Source organism: Photobacterium angustum, assembly GCF_003026365.1.
In the GTDB taxonomy this organism is placed as follows: domain Bacteria; phylum Pseudomonadota; class Gammaproteobacteria; order Enterobacterales; family Vibrionaceae; genus Photobacterium; species Photobacterium angustum.
The window spans coordinates 1-14,568 of the sequence record NZ_PYOM01000021.1 but is presented as its reverse complement, the minus strand read 5'-3'; the positions used below and the strand labels follow the sequence as shown (position 1 = coordinate 14,568).

Genomic DNA, 14,568 nt, shown 5'->3' with positions numbered 1-14,568 from the left:
TTATACCGGAGTAACTAATAAGTATAGGTGACTAACCCAGTCTTATTCGTCTTCCAGCTCGATGTTAATACCCAACGAGCGGATTTCTTTCAACAATACGTTGAATGATTCCGGCATACCTGGTTCCATACGATGATCACCGTCAACGATGTTTTTATACATCTTCGTACGGCCGTTAACGTCATCTGACTTAACGGTTAGCATTTCTTGAAGGGTATATGCTGCGCCGTATGCTTCAAGCGCCCATACTTCCATCTCACCAAAACGCTGACCACCGAACTGAGCTTTACCACCCAGCGGCTGCTGAGTAACAAGGCTGTAAGAACCGGTAGAACGGGCGTGCATCTTGTCATCAACCAAGTGGTTCAGTTTAAGCATGTACATGTAACCAACAGTTACAGGACGCTCAAATGCATCACCAGTACGGCCATCAAACAACGTTAGCTGACCTGATTCAGGTAGATCACCCAGTTTTAGCAACTCTTTAATTGATGACTCAGGTGCGCCGTCAAATACAGGTGTTGCAATAGGTAGACCTTTACGAAGGTTTTGTACAAGAGTACGCACTTCCTGATCAGTAAGAGCTTCGATATCAACTTTCTGGCGAGTATCACCTAGGTTGTATACGCGTTGTAGGAAGTTACGGAACTTGTGTAACTCCTGCTGCTCTTTAAGCATATCGTTAAGTTTGTCACCGATACCTTTCGCCGCAAGACCTAAGTGAGTCTCAAGGATCTGACCGATGTTCATACGAGACGGTACACCCAGTGGGTTCAGAACGATATCAACCGTTTGACCTTTCTCATCGTAAGGCATGTCTTCAACAGGGTTAATCTTAGAGATAACACCCTTGTTACCGTGACGACCCGCCATCTTATCACCCGGTTGGATGCGACGACGTACAGCTAGGTATACTTTAACAATCTTAAGTACGCCAGGTGCCAGGTCATCACCTTGAGTGATCTTACGACGCTTAGTTTCAAACTTCTTATCGAACTCAGCTTTCAGTTCATCATACTGCTCTGCAAGCTGTTCCAACTGGTTTTGTAAAGCTTCGTCATCAAGCGTAACAGCGAATAGTGCATCGCGGTTCATTGAAGCAATCTTGTCTTCGCCGTAACCCGCAGATAGTAGAAGCGTACGAACACGAGCAAGAAGACCACCCTCAAGGATCTGGAATTCTTCTGTGATGTCTTTCTTCGCTTCTTTCAGCTGCATCTCTTCAATTTCAAGAGCACGCTTGTCTTTCTCAACGCCATCACGAGTGAATACTTGTACGTCAATGATCGTACCAGTAACACTTCCAGGAACACGTAGAGATGAATCTTTAACATCAGATGCTTTCTCACCGAAGATAGCTCGTAGAAGCTTCTCTTCTGGTGTTAGTTGTGTTTCACCCTTAGGTGTCACTTTACCAACTAGGATGTCACCACCCTTAACTTCAGCACCGATGTAAACGATACCTGACTCGTCCAACTTAGAAAGCGCAGCTTCACCCACATTAGGGATATCAGCAGTGATTTCTTCAGAACCCAGCTTCGTATCACGCGCCACACAAGAAAGCTCTTGAATGTGGATTGTTGTGAAACGATCTTCCTGAACTACACGCTCAGAAACTAAGATGGAATCCTCAAAGTTGTAACCGTTCCAAGGCATGAACGCGATACGCATGTTTTGACCAAGCGCTAGCTCACCAAGGTCTGTTGACGGACCATCAGCAAGAACATCACCGCGTGATACTGGCTCGCCAGGTAGCACGGTTGGACGCTGGTTAATACATGTGTTCTGGTTAGAACGCGTGTACTTAGTTAGGTTGTAGATATCGATACCTGCTTCACCAGGGATCAACTCGTCGTCGTTAACTTTGATAACGATACGAGATGCATCTACAGACTGAACTGTACCACCACGTTTAGCTACAGCTGTAACACCAGAATCAACACCGATTTGACGCTCAATACCAGTACCTACTAGCGGCTTATCAGCACGGATAGTTGGAACTGCCTGACGTTGCATGTTCGCACCCATTAGGGCACGGTTAGCATCATCGTGTTCTAGGAACGGGATCAGAGATGCCGCCACAGATACAACCTGGTTGGTTGCAACGTCCATGTATTGAACATGGTCACGTGGGTGCAGACCTGAATCACCTTTCTGACGAGCAGTGATCAATTCGTCAGCAAATGAACCGTCTTCGTTAAGCGCGGCGTTAGCCTGTGCAATAACGTATAGACCTTCTTCGATTGCTGATAGGTATTCGATATCGTCTGTAACTTTTCCGTCTACCACTTTACGGTAAGGTGTTTCCAAGAAACCGTAAGGGTTACAACGCGCAAAAACAGATAGCGAGTTGATTAGACCGATGTTTGGACCTTCAGGCGTTTCGATAGGACATAGACGACCGTAGTGCGTCGCGTGTACATCTCGAACCTCAAAGCCAGCACGCTCACGAGTCAGACCACCTGGACCAAGCGCCGAGATACGACGTTTGTGAGTAACTTCTGACAGTGGGTTGTTTTGGTCCATAAACTGTGACAACTGAGAAGAGCCGAAGAACTCTTTCACTGCCGCAGAAATAGGTTTAGCGTTAATTAGGTCTTGAGGCATGATTGCATCAAGATCGCCTAAACTTAGACGCTCTTTAACAGCACGCTCAACACGTACTAGACCAACGCGGAATTGGTTTTCAGCCATTTCGCCAACTGAACGAATACGACGGTTACCAAGGTGGTCGATATCATCAACTTCACCTTTACCGTTACGGATATCGATCAGCTTACGCATAACATCAATGATGTCTGCGTGGTCTAAGATACCAAGACCTGTAGTCTCTTCACGAAGTAGAGAACTGTTGAACTTCATACGACCAACAGCAGATAGATCGTAACGATCTTCTGAGAAGAACAAGCTTTCAAAAAGTTGCTCAGCTGCTTCACGTGTTGGTGGCTCGCCAGGGCGCATCATACGGTAGATTTCTACCAATGCACTTAGACGGTCAGTAGTATTGTCGATACGTAAGGTATCTGACATGTAAGGACCGTGGTCTAAATCGTTCGTAAATAGAACTTCAATAGACTTGTGACCCGCCTGAGATAGAAGTGCTAATGCTTCCAGGCTTAATTCCTGGTTAGCCGCTACAATCAGTTCACCGGTGTCTTCGTTGATGTAATCGCGTGATGCGATCTTACCAACGATGTACTCGACTGGTACTTCGATGTGATCAACGCCGTCTTTGCCTAATTGGCGAATATGACGAGCAGTGATACGACGACCTTGCTCTACGTAAACTGTACCGTTCGCTTCGATATCAAAGCTTGCAGTTTCGCCACGTAGACGATCCGGTACCAACTCCATAACAAGAGATTTACCTTGAACTTCGAAATGAATTTTTTCGAAGAACATGTCAAGGATCTGTTCTGTTGTGTAGTTAAGTGCACGAAGGATGATAGACGCAGGTAATTTACGACGACGGTCGATACGTACGAATACACTGTCCTTAGGATCGAACTCGAAATCCAACCATGAACCACGGTAAGGGATTACGCGAGCGTTATATAACACTTTACCTGAGGAGTGGGTCTTACCCTTATCGCTGTCGAAGAAGACACCCGGGATACGGTGTAGCTGGGATACGATAACCCTCTCGGTACCGTTAATAACGAATGTACCGTTATCTGTCATGAGCGGAATTTCGCCCATGTAAACTTCTTGTTCTTTAATGTCTTTTACAGTGCCAGCCGGCGCGTCTTTATCGTACATGACAAGACGTAGCTTCACACGCAGTGGAGCAGAATAAGTTACGCCACGAATCTGACATTCTTTAACATCGAAGACCGGCTCACCGAGACGATAGCTAACGTATTGCAGCTCGGAATTGCCATTGTAGCTCTGGATTGGAAAAACAGAGCGAAAGGCAGCTTCTAGACCGTAATGCCCTTCTGGATCCTGCTCGATAAATTTTTGGAAAGAATCAAGCTGGATCGATAGCAAGTATGGAGCATCCAACACTTGCGGACGCTTACCAAAATCCTTACGGATACGCTTTTTCTCGGTATAAGAGTAAACCATAGGTTCCTCAGATCGCTGATAAGTGATCCAAACTACCCCAATACACACGGGGGTAGTGACTAAACGTTGTTTATGTGTAGGAACAACCCAATGAAATCAGGGTCGTTTTTTTGCTAGACAGTGGATACAAAACAAGGTGAAAATTACCACTGCCCTACAGCGCAAAAAGGCCGGTGGCAATTTGCCACCAGCCAATAGCCATAAAAGGCTATGAAATCAAATAATGATTACTTGATTTCAACAGAAGCACCAGCTTCTTCTAATTGAGCTTTAAGAGCTTCAGCTTCAGCTTTCTCAATACCTTCTTTTAGAGGTGCTGGAGCGCCGTCAACTACTGCTTTAGCTTCTTTAAGACCAAGACCAGTTGCGCCACGTACTGCTTTGATTACAGCAACTTTGTTAGCGCCAACAGCTGTTAGAACTACGTCGAATTCAGTTTGCTCTTCAGCTGCGTCTGCAGCTGCGCCGCCTGCTACAACTGCAGCTGCAGCAGTAACACCGAATTTCTCTTCCATAGCTTCGATAAGCTCAACAACTTGCATTACAGACATTTCTGCAACTGCGTCTAGGATTTGCTCGTTAGTGATAGACATAACAATTCTCTTTTAAAGTCAACAATAAGTTTAAATAGTAACCAGATAAAACTCTGCAATTAAGCAGCAGCTTCTTCTTTCTGATCACGTACTGCAGCGATAGTACGTACAAGTTTACCAGCAGACGCTTCTTTCATGCACATCATTAGGCGTGCGATAGCTTCGTCGTAAGTTGGTAGAGTTGCTAGTACTTCAACGTTTGCAACAGCGCCTTCAAATGCAGCTGCTTTGATCTCGAAATCTTTGTTCTCTTTAGCGAAGTCTTTGAAAAGACGCGCTGCAGCACCTGGGTGCTCATTAGAGAAACCGATTAGAGAAGGACCAACGAAAACGTCTTGTAGACATTCGAAATCAGTACCTTCTACTGCACGGCGTGCTAGTGTGTTACGAACAACTTTTACGTATACGCCAGCTTCACGAGCTTGCTTACGTAAAGTAGTCATCGCACCCACAGTAACACCGCGAGAGTCAGCAACAACAGCAGAAAGTGCACCGTTGGCAGCTTCGTTGACTTCAGCAACAATTGCTTTTTTGTCTTGAAGATTTAATGCCATTGGATTTGCTCCTGGATTGTTTGACACCACTCACTGCTCAAATAGCAGGAGAGTCTTACGGCGCAGATCCAAGAAAGACATACATCAATCATGCTCTGGCACCGTCTACGTAGGTAAATATTAAGTTCCGAAAAACACCTACGGTCTTTGACGGAGGCTAACTGCAAGCAATTAGCCCCAGCCACGAATTCGGAAGCGACAAATTATACACGAACTTGTCGCTTCTGCAAATTATTACGCTACGTTTGCTTTCAGAGAGTTCTGATCTAACGCTACGCCTGCACCCATAGTAGTAGAGATGCTTACTTTCTTAATGAAAGTACCTTTCGCTGAAGATGGCTTAGCCTTCTTCAGTGCAACTAGAAGAGCTTCTAAGTTCTCTTGTAGTTGAGCGGCTTCAAAGTCCACTTTACCGATAGTAGTGTGGATGATGCCGTTTTTGTCGTTACGGTAACGAACCTGACCTGCTTTAGCATTCTTAACTGCTTCAGCAACGTTAGGAGTTACAGTACCAACTTTAGGGTTTGGCATAAGACCGCGAGGACCTAGGATTGTACCTAGTTGACCAACAACGCGCATTGCATCTGGAGATGCGATAACTACGTCGAAGTTCATTTCGCCTTTCTTAACTTGCTCAGCAAGATCTTCCATACCCACTAGATCAGCACCAGCTTCTTTAGCAGCTTCTGCGTTAGCACCTTGAGTGAACACAGCAACACGGATATCACGACCAGTACCGTTTGGTAGTACAGTTGCACCACGTACGTTTTGGTCAGATTTACGTGCATCAATGCCTAGGTTAACTGCAACGTCAACACTTTCATTGAATTTAGCAGTAGCTAGTTCTTTTAGAAGAGCAACAGCTTCGTTGATTTCGTACTCGCGAGTAGAGTCAACTTTGTCACGGATAACGCGCATGCGCTTAGTCAGTTTAGCCATCTTATTAACCCTCTACCACTAGGCCCATTGAGCGAGCAGTACCAGCAATTGAACGCTTCATAGCTTCAATATCAGCACCAGTCATGTCTGCAGCTTTAGTCTCAGCGATCTCTTGGATCTGAGCGTCAGTTACAGTACCTACTTTCTCAGTGTTCGGACGACCAGAACCAGACTTAAGGCCAGCTGCTTTAAGCAGAAGAACTGCTGCAGGTGGAGTCTTAGTTACGAACGTGAATGAACGGTCACTGTAAACAGTGATAACAACTGGAGTTGGAAGACCTTTCTCTACTGAGTCAGTCTTAGCGTTAAACGCTTTACAGAATTCCATGATGTTAACACCATGTTGACCAAGAGCTGGACCAACTGGTGGACTAGGGTTCGCCATACCAGCTGCAACTTGCAGCTTGATGTAAGCTTCTACTTTTTTAGCCATTGCTATATACCTAAATTTGGGTTCAAACGTCTATTTTTAAACAAACAGACTCCCCGTCTAACGAAAGGGCGCGAAATTATAGCCTAATCTCACGCCCCTGACAATACAACTTGAACAGAATTTGATCAGTTCTTTTCGATTTGACCGAACTCTAGTTCTACTGGTGTTGCACGACCGAAAATCGATACAGAAACCTTCACGCGGCTCTTATCGTAATCTACTGATTCAATTGTACCATTGAAGTCAGCAAATGGGCCATCAGTCACACGAACAACTTCACCAGGTTCAAATACTGTTTTATGAACAGGAGACTCACTAGCTTGCTGTAGACGGTTTAGGATCGCATCCGCTTCTTTATCAGAAATCGGAGCTGGGCGATCAGATGTTCCGCCAATGAAGCCCATAACACGTGGAATACTGCGTACTAAGTGCCATGTTTCGTCGTTCATCACCATTTGTACCAGCACGTAACCTGGGAAGAACTTACGCTCACTCTTACGGCGCTGACCTGCACGAACTTCAACTACTTCTTCTGTCGGAACAAGTACTTCATCAAAGTGCTCTTCCATACCGTGCATTTTGATATGTTCGCGTAGTGACTGTGCAACTCGGCCTTCAAAACCTGAAAAAGCCTGTACTACATACCATCGTTTTTTTGGAGCTTCGCTCATGAATTCTTACCTCACACGCCGGTAACTAGGCGTACTAAACGGACCATAATGCCGTCGATACCCCAAAGGGCTAACGCCATCACTACAGTGACTGCTAGAACGATAAAGGTTGTCTGCGTAGCTTCCTGACGAGTAGGCCATACCACCTTGCGGACTTCCATGCGCGACTCACTTGCAAAACGAATCGCGGCTTTACCTTTTGCTGTAAATGCTGCAGTGATCCCAGCAACTGCTACTAAAGCAATTACTGCAGATGTACGCAGCACAACAGAAACATCACTGTACAGGTAATTACCAACCACAGCAGCAGCTAGCAAAGCAAAAACTACGACCCATTTCAGGCCATCCATTTTGCTTTCGCTTTCTTGGTTTTCGGCATTCGCATTCATACAACCAACCTGTAACTAGTCTTTATTTAGACGAAAATAACCCCGCTATAGCGAGGCCATGGATGAAGAAAAGGGGTAAGCCTTTAATAACATTAATAAAAAACTTCATCTTACGAAATTTATCTCTACCACTTGAACAAAAAACATGCATTTTTATATTAAAGTGTAGAAAAAGGGCATCAAATGATGCCCTTTTTTGTGCACTGTCGTCAAATTAAATTCAACGAAGTCGTCGTAACTTATGCAAGGATAGTTGCAACAACACCAGCACCAACTGTACGGCCACCTTCACGGATAGCAAAACGTAGACCTTCGTCCATCGCGATAGGTGCGATTAGAGTAACAGTCATAGCGATGTTATCACCAGGCATTACCATTTCTACGCCTTCTGGTAGCTCGATAGTACCAGTTACGTCAGTTGTACGGAAGTAGAACTGTGGACGGTAACCTTTGAAGAAAGGAGTGTGACGACCACCTTCATCTTTAGAAAGAACATAGATTTCTGAAGTGAAAGTTGTGTGTGGAGTGATTGAACCAGGCTTAGCTAGTACTTGACCACGTTGAACTTCGTCACGCTTAGTACCACGTAGAAGAACACCAACGTTCTCGCCTGCACGGCCTTCGTCAAGAAGCTTACGGAACATCTCAACACCAGTACAAGTAGTCTTGATAGTATCTACGATACCAACGATTTCTACTTCGTCACCTACAGTGATGATACCTTGCTCAACACGACCAGTTACAACAGTACCACGGCCTTGGATTGAGAATACATCTTCGATTGGAAGAATGAATGGTAGGTCGATTGCACGCTCTGGCTCAGGAATGTATGAATCTAGCGCTTCTGCTAGTTCAACAATCTTGTCTTCCCACTCTTTCTCGCCGTTTAGAGCGCCTAGAGCAGAACCCATGATTACTGGACAATCATCACCTGGGAAGTCGTACTCAGAAAGAAGTTCACGAACTTCCATCTCAACTAGCTCAAGTAGTTCTTCATCATCAACCATGTCACACTTGTTCATGAATACGATGATGTAAGGGATACCAACCTGGCGACCAAGTAGGATGTGCTCACGTGTTTGTGGCATTGGGCCGTCAGTTGCAGCAACAACTAGGATACCGCCGTCCATTTGAGCAGCACCAGTGATCATGTTTTTAACGTAATCGGCGTGTCCAGGACAGTCAACGTGTGCGTAGTGACGAGTTGGAGTATCGTACTCAACGTGAGAAGTTGAGATTGTGATACCACGCTCGCGCTCTTCAGGAGCGTTATCGATAGATGCGAAGTCTTTAGCAACACCACCGTACACTTTTGCAAGTGTAGTACAGATAGCAGCAGTTAGAGTTGTTTTACCGTGGTCAACGTGGCCGATAGTACCAACGTTTACGTGCGGTTTTACGCGTTCAAATTTTTCTTTAGACATGAATAGTCCCTCTGGGCACGGTATTAGGTGGCATTACGACCACACAACCAAACATGGGTTTGTTGAGTATATAACAAATGGATGAATTAGGACTTGAGAGTGGTGCTGATAGGCAGATTTGAACTGCCGACCTCACCCTTACCAAGGGTGCGCTCTACCGACTGAGCTATATCAGCACACAAGAAATGTGGAGCGGGCAGCGGGAATCGAACCCGCATCATCAGCTTGGAAGGCTGAGGTAATAGCCATTATACGATGCCCGCAAAACTTGTATCTCGTAGAGCTATTCAACCATTTGAAAATGGTGGTGGGGGAAGGATTCGAACCTTCGAAGGCAGTGCCGGCAGATTTACAATCTGCTCCCTTTGGCCACTCGGGAACCCCACCGAAATTTTTAAAACTGGTGCCGACTACCGGAGTCGAACTGGTGACCTACTGATTACAAGTCAGTTGCTCTACCTACTGAGCTAAGTCGGCGTTAGTGGTGCGCATTCTAGATAATGATTATTTTTGTTGCAATACCCTAACGTGTTTTTTTTATTGTTTTTTATTTAATTGTCGTAATTTTGGGCATTAACCGCGCTTTGCATACAACCCTAACCCTTCAAGTACCAACTCCGAGCGATGATAAAAAGGCTTACACCATGATTTTGGCAAATGACGAACACCGCCGCCACATAGAATTACCGCGGGTGCTTCATTTAATTCTGCCGATGCTTGTTTTAAGCCAAACTCAATTAATCCAACCAACGCAGCACGGCAGCCATTCTTTAAACCATCAGCGGTATTGTTTGCCAGTGTTAATGATTCACTATGCTCACTATCTGAAAACACCTTGGTCGTATTCTCTAGTACTGATTTCATCATTAATTGATAACCAGGCATGATCCAGCCACCAAGATGTTTTCCATCACTATCCATAACATCAAACGTTAAGGCCGTGCCTATATCAACAATCACTGTAGGTTGCTTAAAACTTTGACGAATAGCAACTAGTGTTAGCCAGCGGTCAACACCAAGGTATTGATATTCAGAATATGCGTTAATAACACCGAAGTCTTCACGTGCAGTTTTTACCTGAGCAACAGGAATATTAGCCATTTGTGCAATACGCTGAATAGTATTGTCAACTTCAACTGGTCCGACACTAGCAAAAACAATGCGCTCAACATTACCTTCCAGTAACGGTTGTAAAACAAGCTCTAATTTTTTACTTGGGTATTTACCAATTTGTTCAATGTGTTCATTTTGGGTTAGTAAGGCAACTTTGACGTAAGTATTGCCTGCTTCAATTAATAATTGCATCAGCAACCTCTAAGGCTGATTTCACCACCGATATACGGTGTAATACCAGTGTCGGTTTCCAGTAGTAGAGCCCCTTGAGCATCAATCCCGCGAGCAGTACCTTCGATGGTTCGCTCACCAATTAATAATTTCACTGGGCGGTTTAAAAAGTTATCGATTTTATTCCAACGTTCAACAAATCCAACTAAACCTTGGTGTTCATACTCACAGAGTGTTTGATTAAGGTGTGAGATCAATGTAGCCGCTAAAATATTTCGAGACGGTAAGCTATCACAAGCTTGCGACAGTGTTGTCCACGCTTGCGTGATCTCACTTTGCTCTGTTAGTGGCATATTAATATTCAGCCCCATTCCAATTACTAAGTGTGCGGCATCCCCTGCTTGACCTGTCATTTCAACAAGAATGCCAGCTAGCTTTTTATCCTGATAATAAATATCGTTAGGCCATTTAACTCGAACATCATCTGCACCAAGTTTTTGGAGCGTTTCAGCAATCGCGACACCGACAACTAAACTCAGCCCCATTGCCGCAGCCATACCAGCTTCTAAACGCCAGTAAATGGAAAGGTACAGGTTACTACCGAAAGGTGATACCCATTGTCGACCTCGTCGTCCACGTCCAGCTTCTTGATATTCAGCCAAACATACACTGCCGCTAGGCAGTTGCCCCACTCTATCTAGAAGGTATTGATTGGTTGAGTCGATGACAGGAATTAAATCAAGATGGGGACACTTAACTTTCGCTAATATTTGTGGCTGATCAAGTAAATCAATCGCCGATGCAAGACAATAACCTTTGCCTTGCACCCTAAAAATATCAAGCCCCCACTGCTGAATGACTTGAATTTGTTTCGCGATTGCAGCACGAGTCATACCTAGCGTTTGCCCCAATATTTCACCTGAATGAAATTCACCATCAGAGAGTAACTTAATCAACGCTAGTCGTACGGTATGATCTTTCATCGCAGCATCTCGATAAGATTCGTTTCAGCGTTATGTGCCATAAAGCGAACTTCATGCTCGAGAGAGACACCAAATTTAGCCATTACCGTATCGACCACATATTTTGCTAGCTGAAGTACATCATGAGCAGTTGCATTACCAACATTTGTTAATACTAGTGCTTGCTGCTGGTGAATTTTAGCACCACCAATTTGGTATCCTTTCAAACCACATTGATCAATCAACCAACCCGCAGCTAACTTGCAATGTGCTTCGTCAACAGGGTAACTTGGCATATTAGGGTATTCAGCCAAAAGAAAGTCACGTGCATCTAACGAAATAATTGGGTTTTTGAAGAAACTACCAGCATTACCCATAACCTGCGGATCGGGTAGCTTTTCACGGCGAATAGCGCACACTTCATCAAAAATCTCTTTGGCTGTAACGGTATCGAGCGAGAATTTTGCTAATGGGCCATAAGCTATCTTTGGAGACCAAGCTTTCGTTAAGCGAAAACCTACTGCTGTTATAATGTGGTTATCTTTTAACTCTCGCTTAAAAATTGAATCTCGGTATGAAAAATGGCACTCATCAGCCATTAACCGCTTCACTTTACCCGTTTGGACATTTAATACATCAACATATTGGCAGACATCTTTTAACTCTACGCCATAAGCACCAATATTTTGTATCGGAGACGACCCCACACAACCAGGAATGAGTGCTAGATTCTCTAGTCCATTTAAACCATTTTCGACGGCCCAAGATACAAATGCATGCCAGTCTTCACCGCCTCCTACATGTAAATCAACATACTCGGCACTATCGACCACATTAATACCTTTAATGCGGTTTAAAATGATAGCGCCTTGGTAATCTTCACAAAAAAGTAAGTTGCTTCCTTGACCAACAACTAACTTAGGGACTTCCTGATATGTTTCGTCCTGCCAAATAGCAAGGAGATCTTCAACACTTGATGCTTCAAGTATGTATTTCGCCGATACATCAATCCCAAAGGTGTGATAAGGCGCTAACCCATTTTCATGTAAAACTTTCATGTTAATTCACAACCAAATCTTTATACTTTTCTATACGAATTGAAACTATTTTACCTGATCCCATTCAACAACGCAGTGTTTTCCCATGTCTCAAATTATTTATCGTCAACTTGATCCTATTCGCTTGCCTTTAGTTAATAAAATATACAAGTCATTCTACCCATCAGGAAAAGCAAAGAGAGATGAAACAATCTGGGTTGCAGAATCAAACAACAGTATTATTGCATCCGTACGATTTAAAACTATTGATGATATACAACTACTGACAGGAATGCTTGTCATCCCAGAGTATCGTTTACAAGGTATTGCGTATAAGCTCATTGAAGCATGCCGTAATCAAATGAACCAACAAGCATGCTATTGCTTTGCATTTCAAGAGTTAGAAGTTTTCTATCAAAAGTCAGGGTTTCAAACTATTAATAGCGAAAATCTTCCCAATAATATCAAGCAACGCTTTCAACGCTATGCCAATAGCGGTAAGAATCTAATTCCAATGTTATTTATTGATACACTTACCTCAGAAAGCATGAGCAAAAACATATCTAAACACTAGATACATTGACTTCGCTTTTTTTCTGGTATAATTGATCCCTTAATCAAAATTCATCTACTTATAGATCGTGTAAACGAGGCGATAATGGATTCAGCTATTGCTAACAGGCAGATCATCGAACAACTGCCATGTATTGCGCACAAGCCCGAGAATTTAGAGACTCTTTTTGATGCAAATTCGTTTAGAGAGCGTCTATATCAAGAAATAAAATCAGCTAAAGAACGCATTTACTTAGTTGCTTTATATCTTCAAGATGATGAAGCAGGAAGAGGTGTGCTTACCGCTCTGTATGAAGCTAAGCAACTCAACCCCGAACTTGATATAAAGGTATTAGTTGATTGGCATAGAGCTCAACGAGGCTTAATAGGCGCCAGTCAGTCCGATGGCAATGCCGCGCTATATCGTGAGTACGCAGAAAAATATACTTACAAGATCGATGTACTTGGCGTCCCCGTTCGTAACCGAGAAGTATTTGGTGTCCTTCACCTGAAAGGCTTTGTTATTGACGATAAAGTTATTTACAGCGGCGCAAGCTTAAATGATGTGTATCTCGCTCAACATGACCGTTATCGTTACGATCGCTACCACGTCATTAAAAATGAAAAGCTCGCTAACAGCATGGCGCAACTCATTATTGACATACTTGTTTCAAGTAATGCAGTTAACTGCCTAGCACAACCGGAAAGACCCGATACAAAGTCATTGAAAACGGCAATTCGAGATCTACGCTCCGAACTACAACAAGCTATCTACCATTTTGATCCGGATGAGATTAAAGATGACGAGGTAGGATTAACGCCTCTGATAGGTTTAGGGAAACGTAAGAACAAACTTAATCAGGATATTTGTACACTCATCGCTAGTGCACAATCTGAACTGACTATTTGTACTCCCTACTTTAACTTTCCAAGAATGGTAAGTCGCGAAGTAAAAAAAGCCCTGAAACGTGGTGTAAAGATCACAATCGTTGTTGGTGATAAAACAGCAAATGACTTTTATATTCCACCATCAGAGCCTTTTAAGACTATTGCTGGGTTGCCTTACTTATATGAAGTCAATTTACGTAATTTTGCCAAACATAATGAAGCCGCTATTGCACATCGCCAATTAGCGATCCATTTATGGAAACACGATAACAATAGCTTCCATTTAAAGGGGCTTTGGGTTGATCGTCATTATATGTTAGTAACGGGTAATAACCTCAATCCACGAGCTTGGAAACTTGATCTTGAAAATGCGATTTTAATTCATGACAAAAATCAACTACTCGCCGAGCAGCAACAACAAGAGTTAGATTGTATTCTCGAACATACCCAGCTCATTGGTAGTTATAAGCAAATTGAAAAAATTGATAACTATCCCGCTCAAGTTAAAAAGCTGATTACACGTATTCGTCGTGTTAAAGCTGATCACATTCTAAATCAAATTCTATAATTTAGATCCTTCATCACTGTGGTAACTCTTTACTGCAGTGATGCATCTCCTTTATTAAATACTAATACTATTCTGTAGGTCTGTAGGTCTGTAGGTCTGTAGGTCTGTAGGTCTGTAGGTCTGTAGGTCTGTAGGTCTGTAGGTCTGTAGGTCTGTAGGTCTGTAGGTCTGTAGGTCTGTAGGTCTGTAGGTCTGTAGGTCTGTAG

Annotated in this window: 13 protein-coding genes and 4 tRNA genes; 2 read left to right on the top strand and 15 right to left on the bottom strand. The window is 43.6% G+C overall.

Features of this window, described 5'->3' with window-relative positions; translation table 11 throughout:
• Window positions 1–42 precede the first annotated feature (42 nt).
• From rpoB to murB, 15 genes are all read right to left on the bottom strand, one after another.
• Window positions 43–4,068, bottom strand: coding sequence for a DNA-directed RNA polymerase subunit beta (rpoB, locus tag CTN01_RS18625; protein WP_045150135.1), 4,026 nt, complete (start codon window positions 4,066–4,068; stop codon window positions 43–45).
• Between the two features lie 227 nt (window positions 4,069–4,295).
• The gene (gene rplL / locus CTN01_RS18620; protein ID WP_005372701.1) at window positions 4,296–4,661 is read right to left on the bottom strand and encodes a 50S ribosomal protein L7/L12; all 366 of its coding nucleotides are present in this window, start codon (window positions 4,659–4,661) and stop codon (window positions 4,296–4,298) included.
• Between the two features lie 59 nt (window positions 4,662–4,720).
• Window positions 4,721–5,215 (bottom strand): 50S ribosomal protein L10, encoded by a 495-nt coding sequence (gene rplJ, locus CTN01_RS18615; RefSeq protein ID WP_005372704.1) that lies wholly within the window; start codon window positions 5,213–5,215, stop codon window positions 4,721–4,723.
• Window positions 5,216–5,449: 234 nt separating this feature from the next.
• The gene (rplA, locus tag CTN01_RS18610) at window positions 5,450–6,154 is read right to left on the bottom strand and encodes a 50S ribosomal protein L1 (protein ID WP_045084740.1); all 705 of its coding nucleotides are present in this window, start codon (window positions 6,152–6,154) and stop codon (window positions 5,450–5,452) included.
• Between the two features lie 4 nt (window positions 6,155–6,158).
• Window positions 6,159–6,587, bottom strand: coding sequence for a 50S ribosomal protein L11 (gene rplK, locus CTN01_RS18605; RefSeq protein WP_005372708.1), 429 nt, complete (start codon window positions 6,585–6,587; stop codon window positions 6,159–6,161).
• 125 nt (window positions 6,588–6,712) lie between these two features.
• A complete protein-coding gene (gene nusG, locus CTN01_RS18600) occupies window positions 6,713–7,258 on the bottom strand; it encodes a transcription termination/antitermination protein NusG (protein WP_045084741.1) in 546 nt (181 codons plus the stop codon).
• An 11-nt stretch (window positions 7,259–7,269) separates the two neighbouring features.
• Window positions 7,270–7,647: a preprotein translocase subunit SecE gene (gene secE, locus CTN01_RS18595; RefSeq protein ID WP_005372715.1), complete on the bottom strand. Its 378-nt coding sequence runs from the start codon at window positions 7,645–7,647 to the stop codon at window positions 7,270–7,272.
• A gap of 239 nt (window positions 7,648–7,886) precedes the next feature.
• Entirely contained in the window at window positions 7,887–9,071 is a 1,185-nt protein-coding gene (gene tuf, locus CTN01_RS18585; RefSeq protein WP_045184670.1) for an elongation factor Tu, read from the bottom strand.
• Window positions 9,072–9,171: 100 nt separating this feature from the next.
• Window positions 9,172–9,247, bottom strand: a tRNA-Thr gene (locus tag CTN01_RS18580).
• Between the two features lie 12 nt (window positions 9,248–9,259).
• Window positions 9,260–9,334 (bottom strand) — tRNA-Gly (locus CTN01_RS18575).
• Window positions 9,335–9,373: 39 nt separating this feature from the next.
• A tRNA-Tyr gene (locus CTN01_RS18570) sits at window positions 9,374–9,458 on the bottom strand.
• 14 nt (window positions 9,459–9,472) lie between these two features.
• Window positions 9,473–9,548: transfer RNA gene (locus CTN01_RS18565), tRNA-Thr, on the bottom strand.
• 96 nt (window positions 9,549–9,644) lie between these two features.
• The gene (locus CTN01_RS18560; protein WP_045150620.1) at window positions 9,645–10,376 is read right to left on the bottom strand and encodes a type III pantothenate kinase; all 732 of its coding nucleotides are present in this window, start codon (window positions 10,374–10,376) and stop codon (window positions 9,645–9,647) included.
• Entirely contained in the window at window positions 10,376–11,338 is a 963-nt protein-coding gene (birA, locus tag CTN01_RS18555; protein ID WP_045150621.1) for a bifunctional biotin--[acetyl-CoA-carboxylase] ligase/biotin operon repressor BirA, read from the bottom strand. The genes CTN01_RS18560 and birA overlap by 1 nt, the downstream gene beginning before the upstream one ends.
• Complete coding sequence (murB, locus tag CTN01_RS18550) at window positions 11,335–12,375, bottom strand: UDP-N-acetylmuramate dehydrogenase (RefSeq protein ID WP_045150622.1); 1,041 nt, start codon at window positions 12,373–12,375, stop codon at window positions 11,335–11,337. Before murB ends, birA begins: the two co-directional genes overlap by 4 nt.
• An 85-nt stretch (window positions 12,376–12,460) precedes the next feature.
• Here murB and CTN01_RS18545 point away from each other — a divergent pair, with 85 nt between their 5' ends.
• Both CTN01_RS18545 and pssA read left to right on the top strand, forming a co-directional pair.
• Window positions 12,461–12,928, top strand: coding sequence for a GNAT family N-acetyltransferase (locus CTN01_RS18545; protein ID WP_005363553.1), 468 nt, complete (start codon window positions 12,461–12,463; stop codon window positions 12,926–12,928).
• A gap of 84 nt (window positions 12,929–13,012) precedes the next feature.
• Window positions 13,013–14,362 (top strand): CDP-diacylglycerol--serine O-phosphatidyltransferase, encoded by a 1,350-nt coding sequence (gene pssA / locus CTN01_RS18540; protein ID WP_045150623.1) that lies wholly within the window; start codon window positions 13,013–13,015, stop codon window positions 14,360–14,362.
• Window positions 14,363–14,568 lie beyond the last annotated feature (206 nt).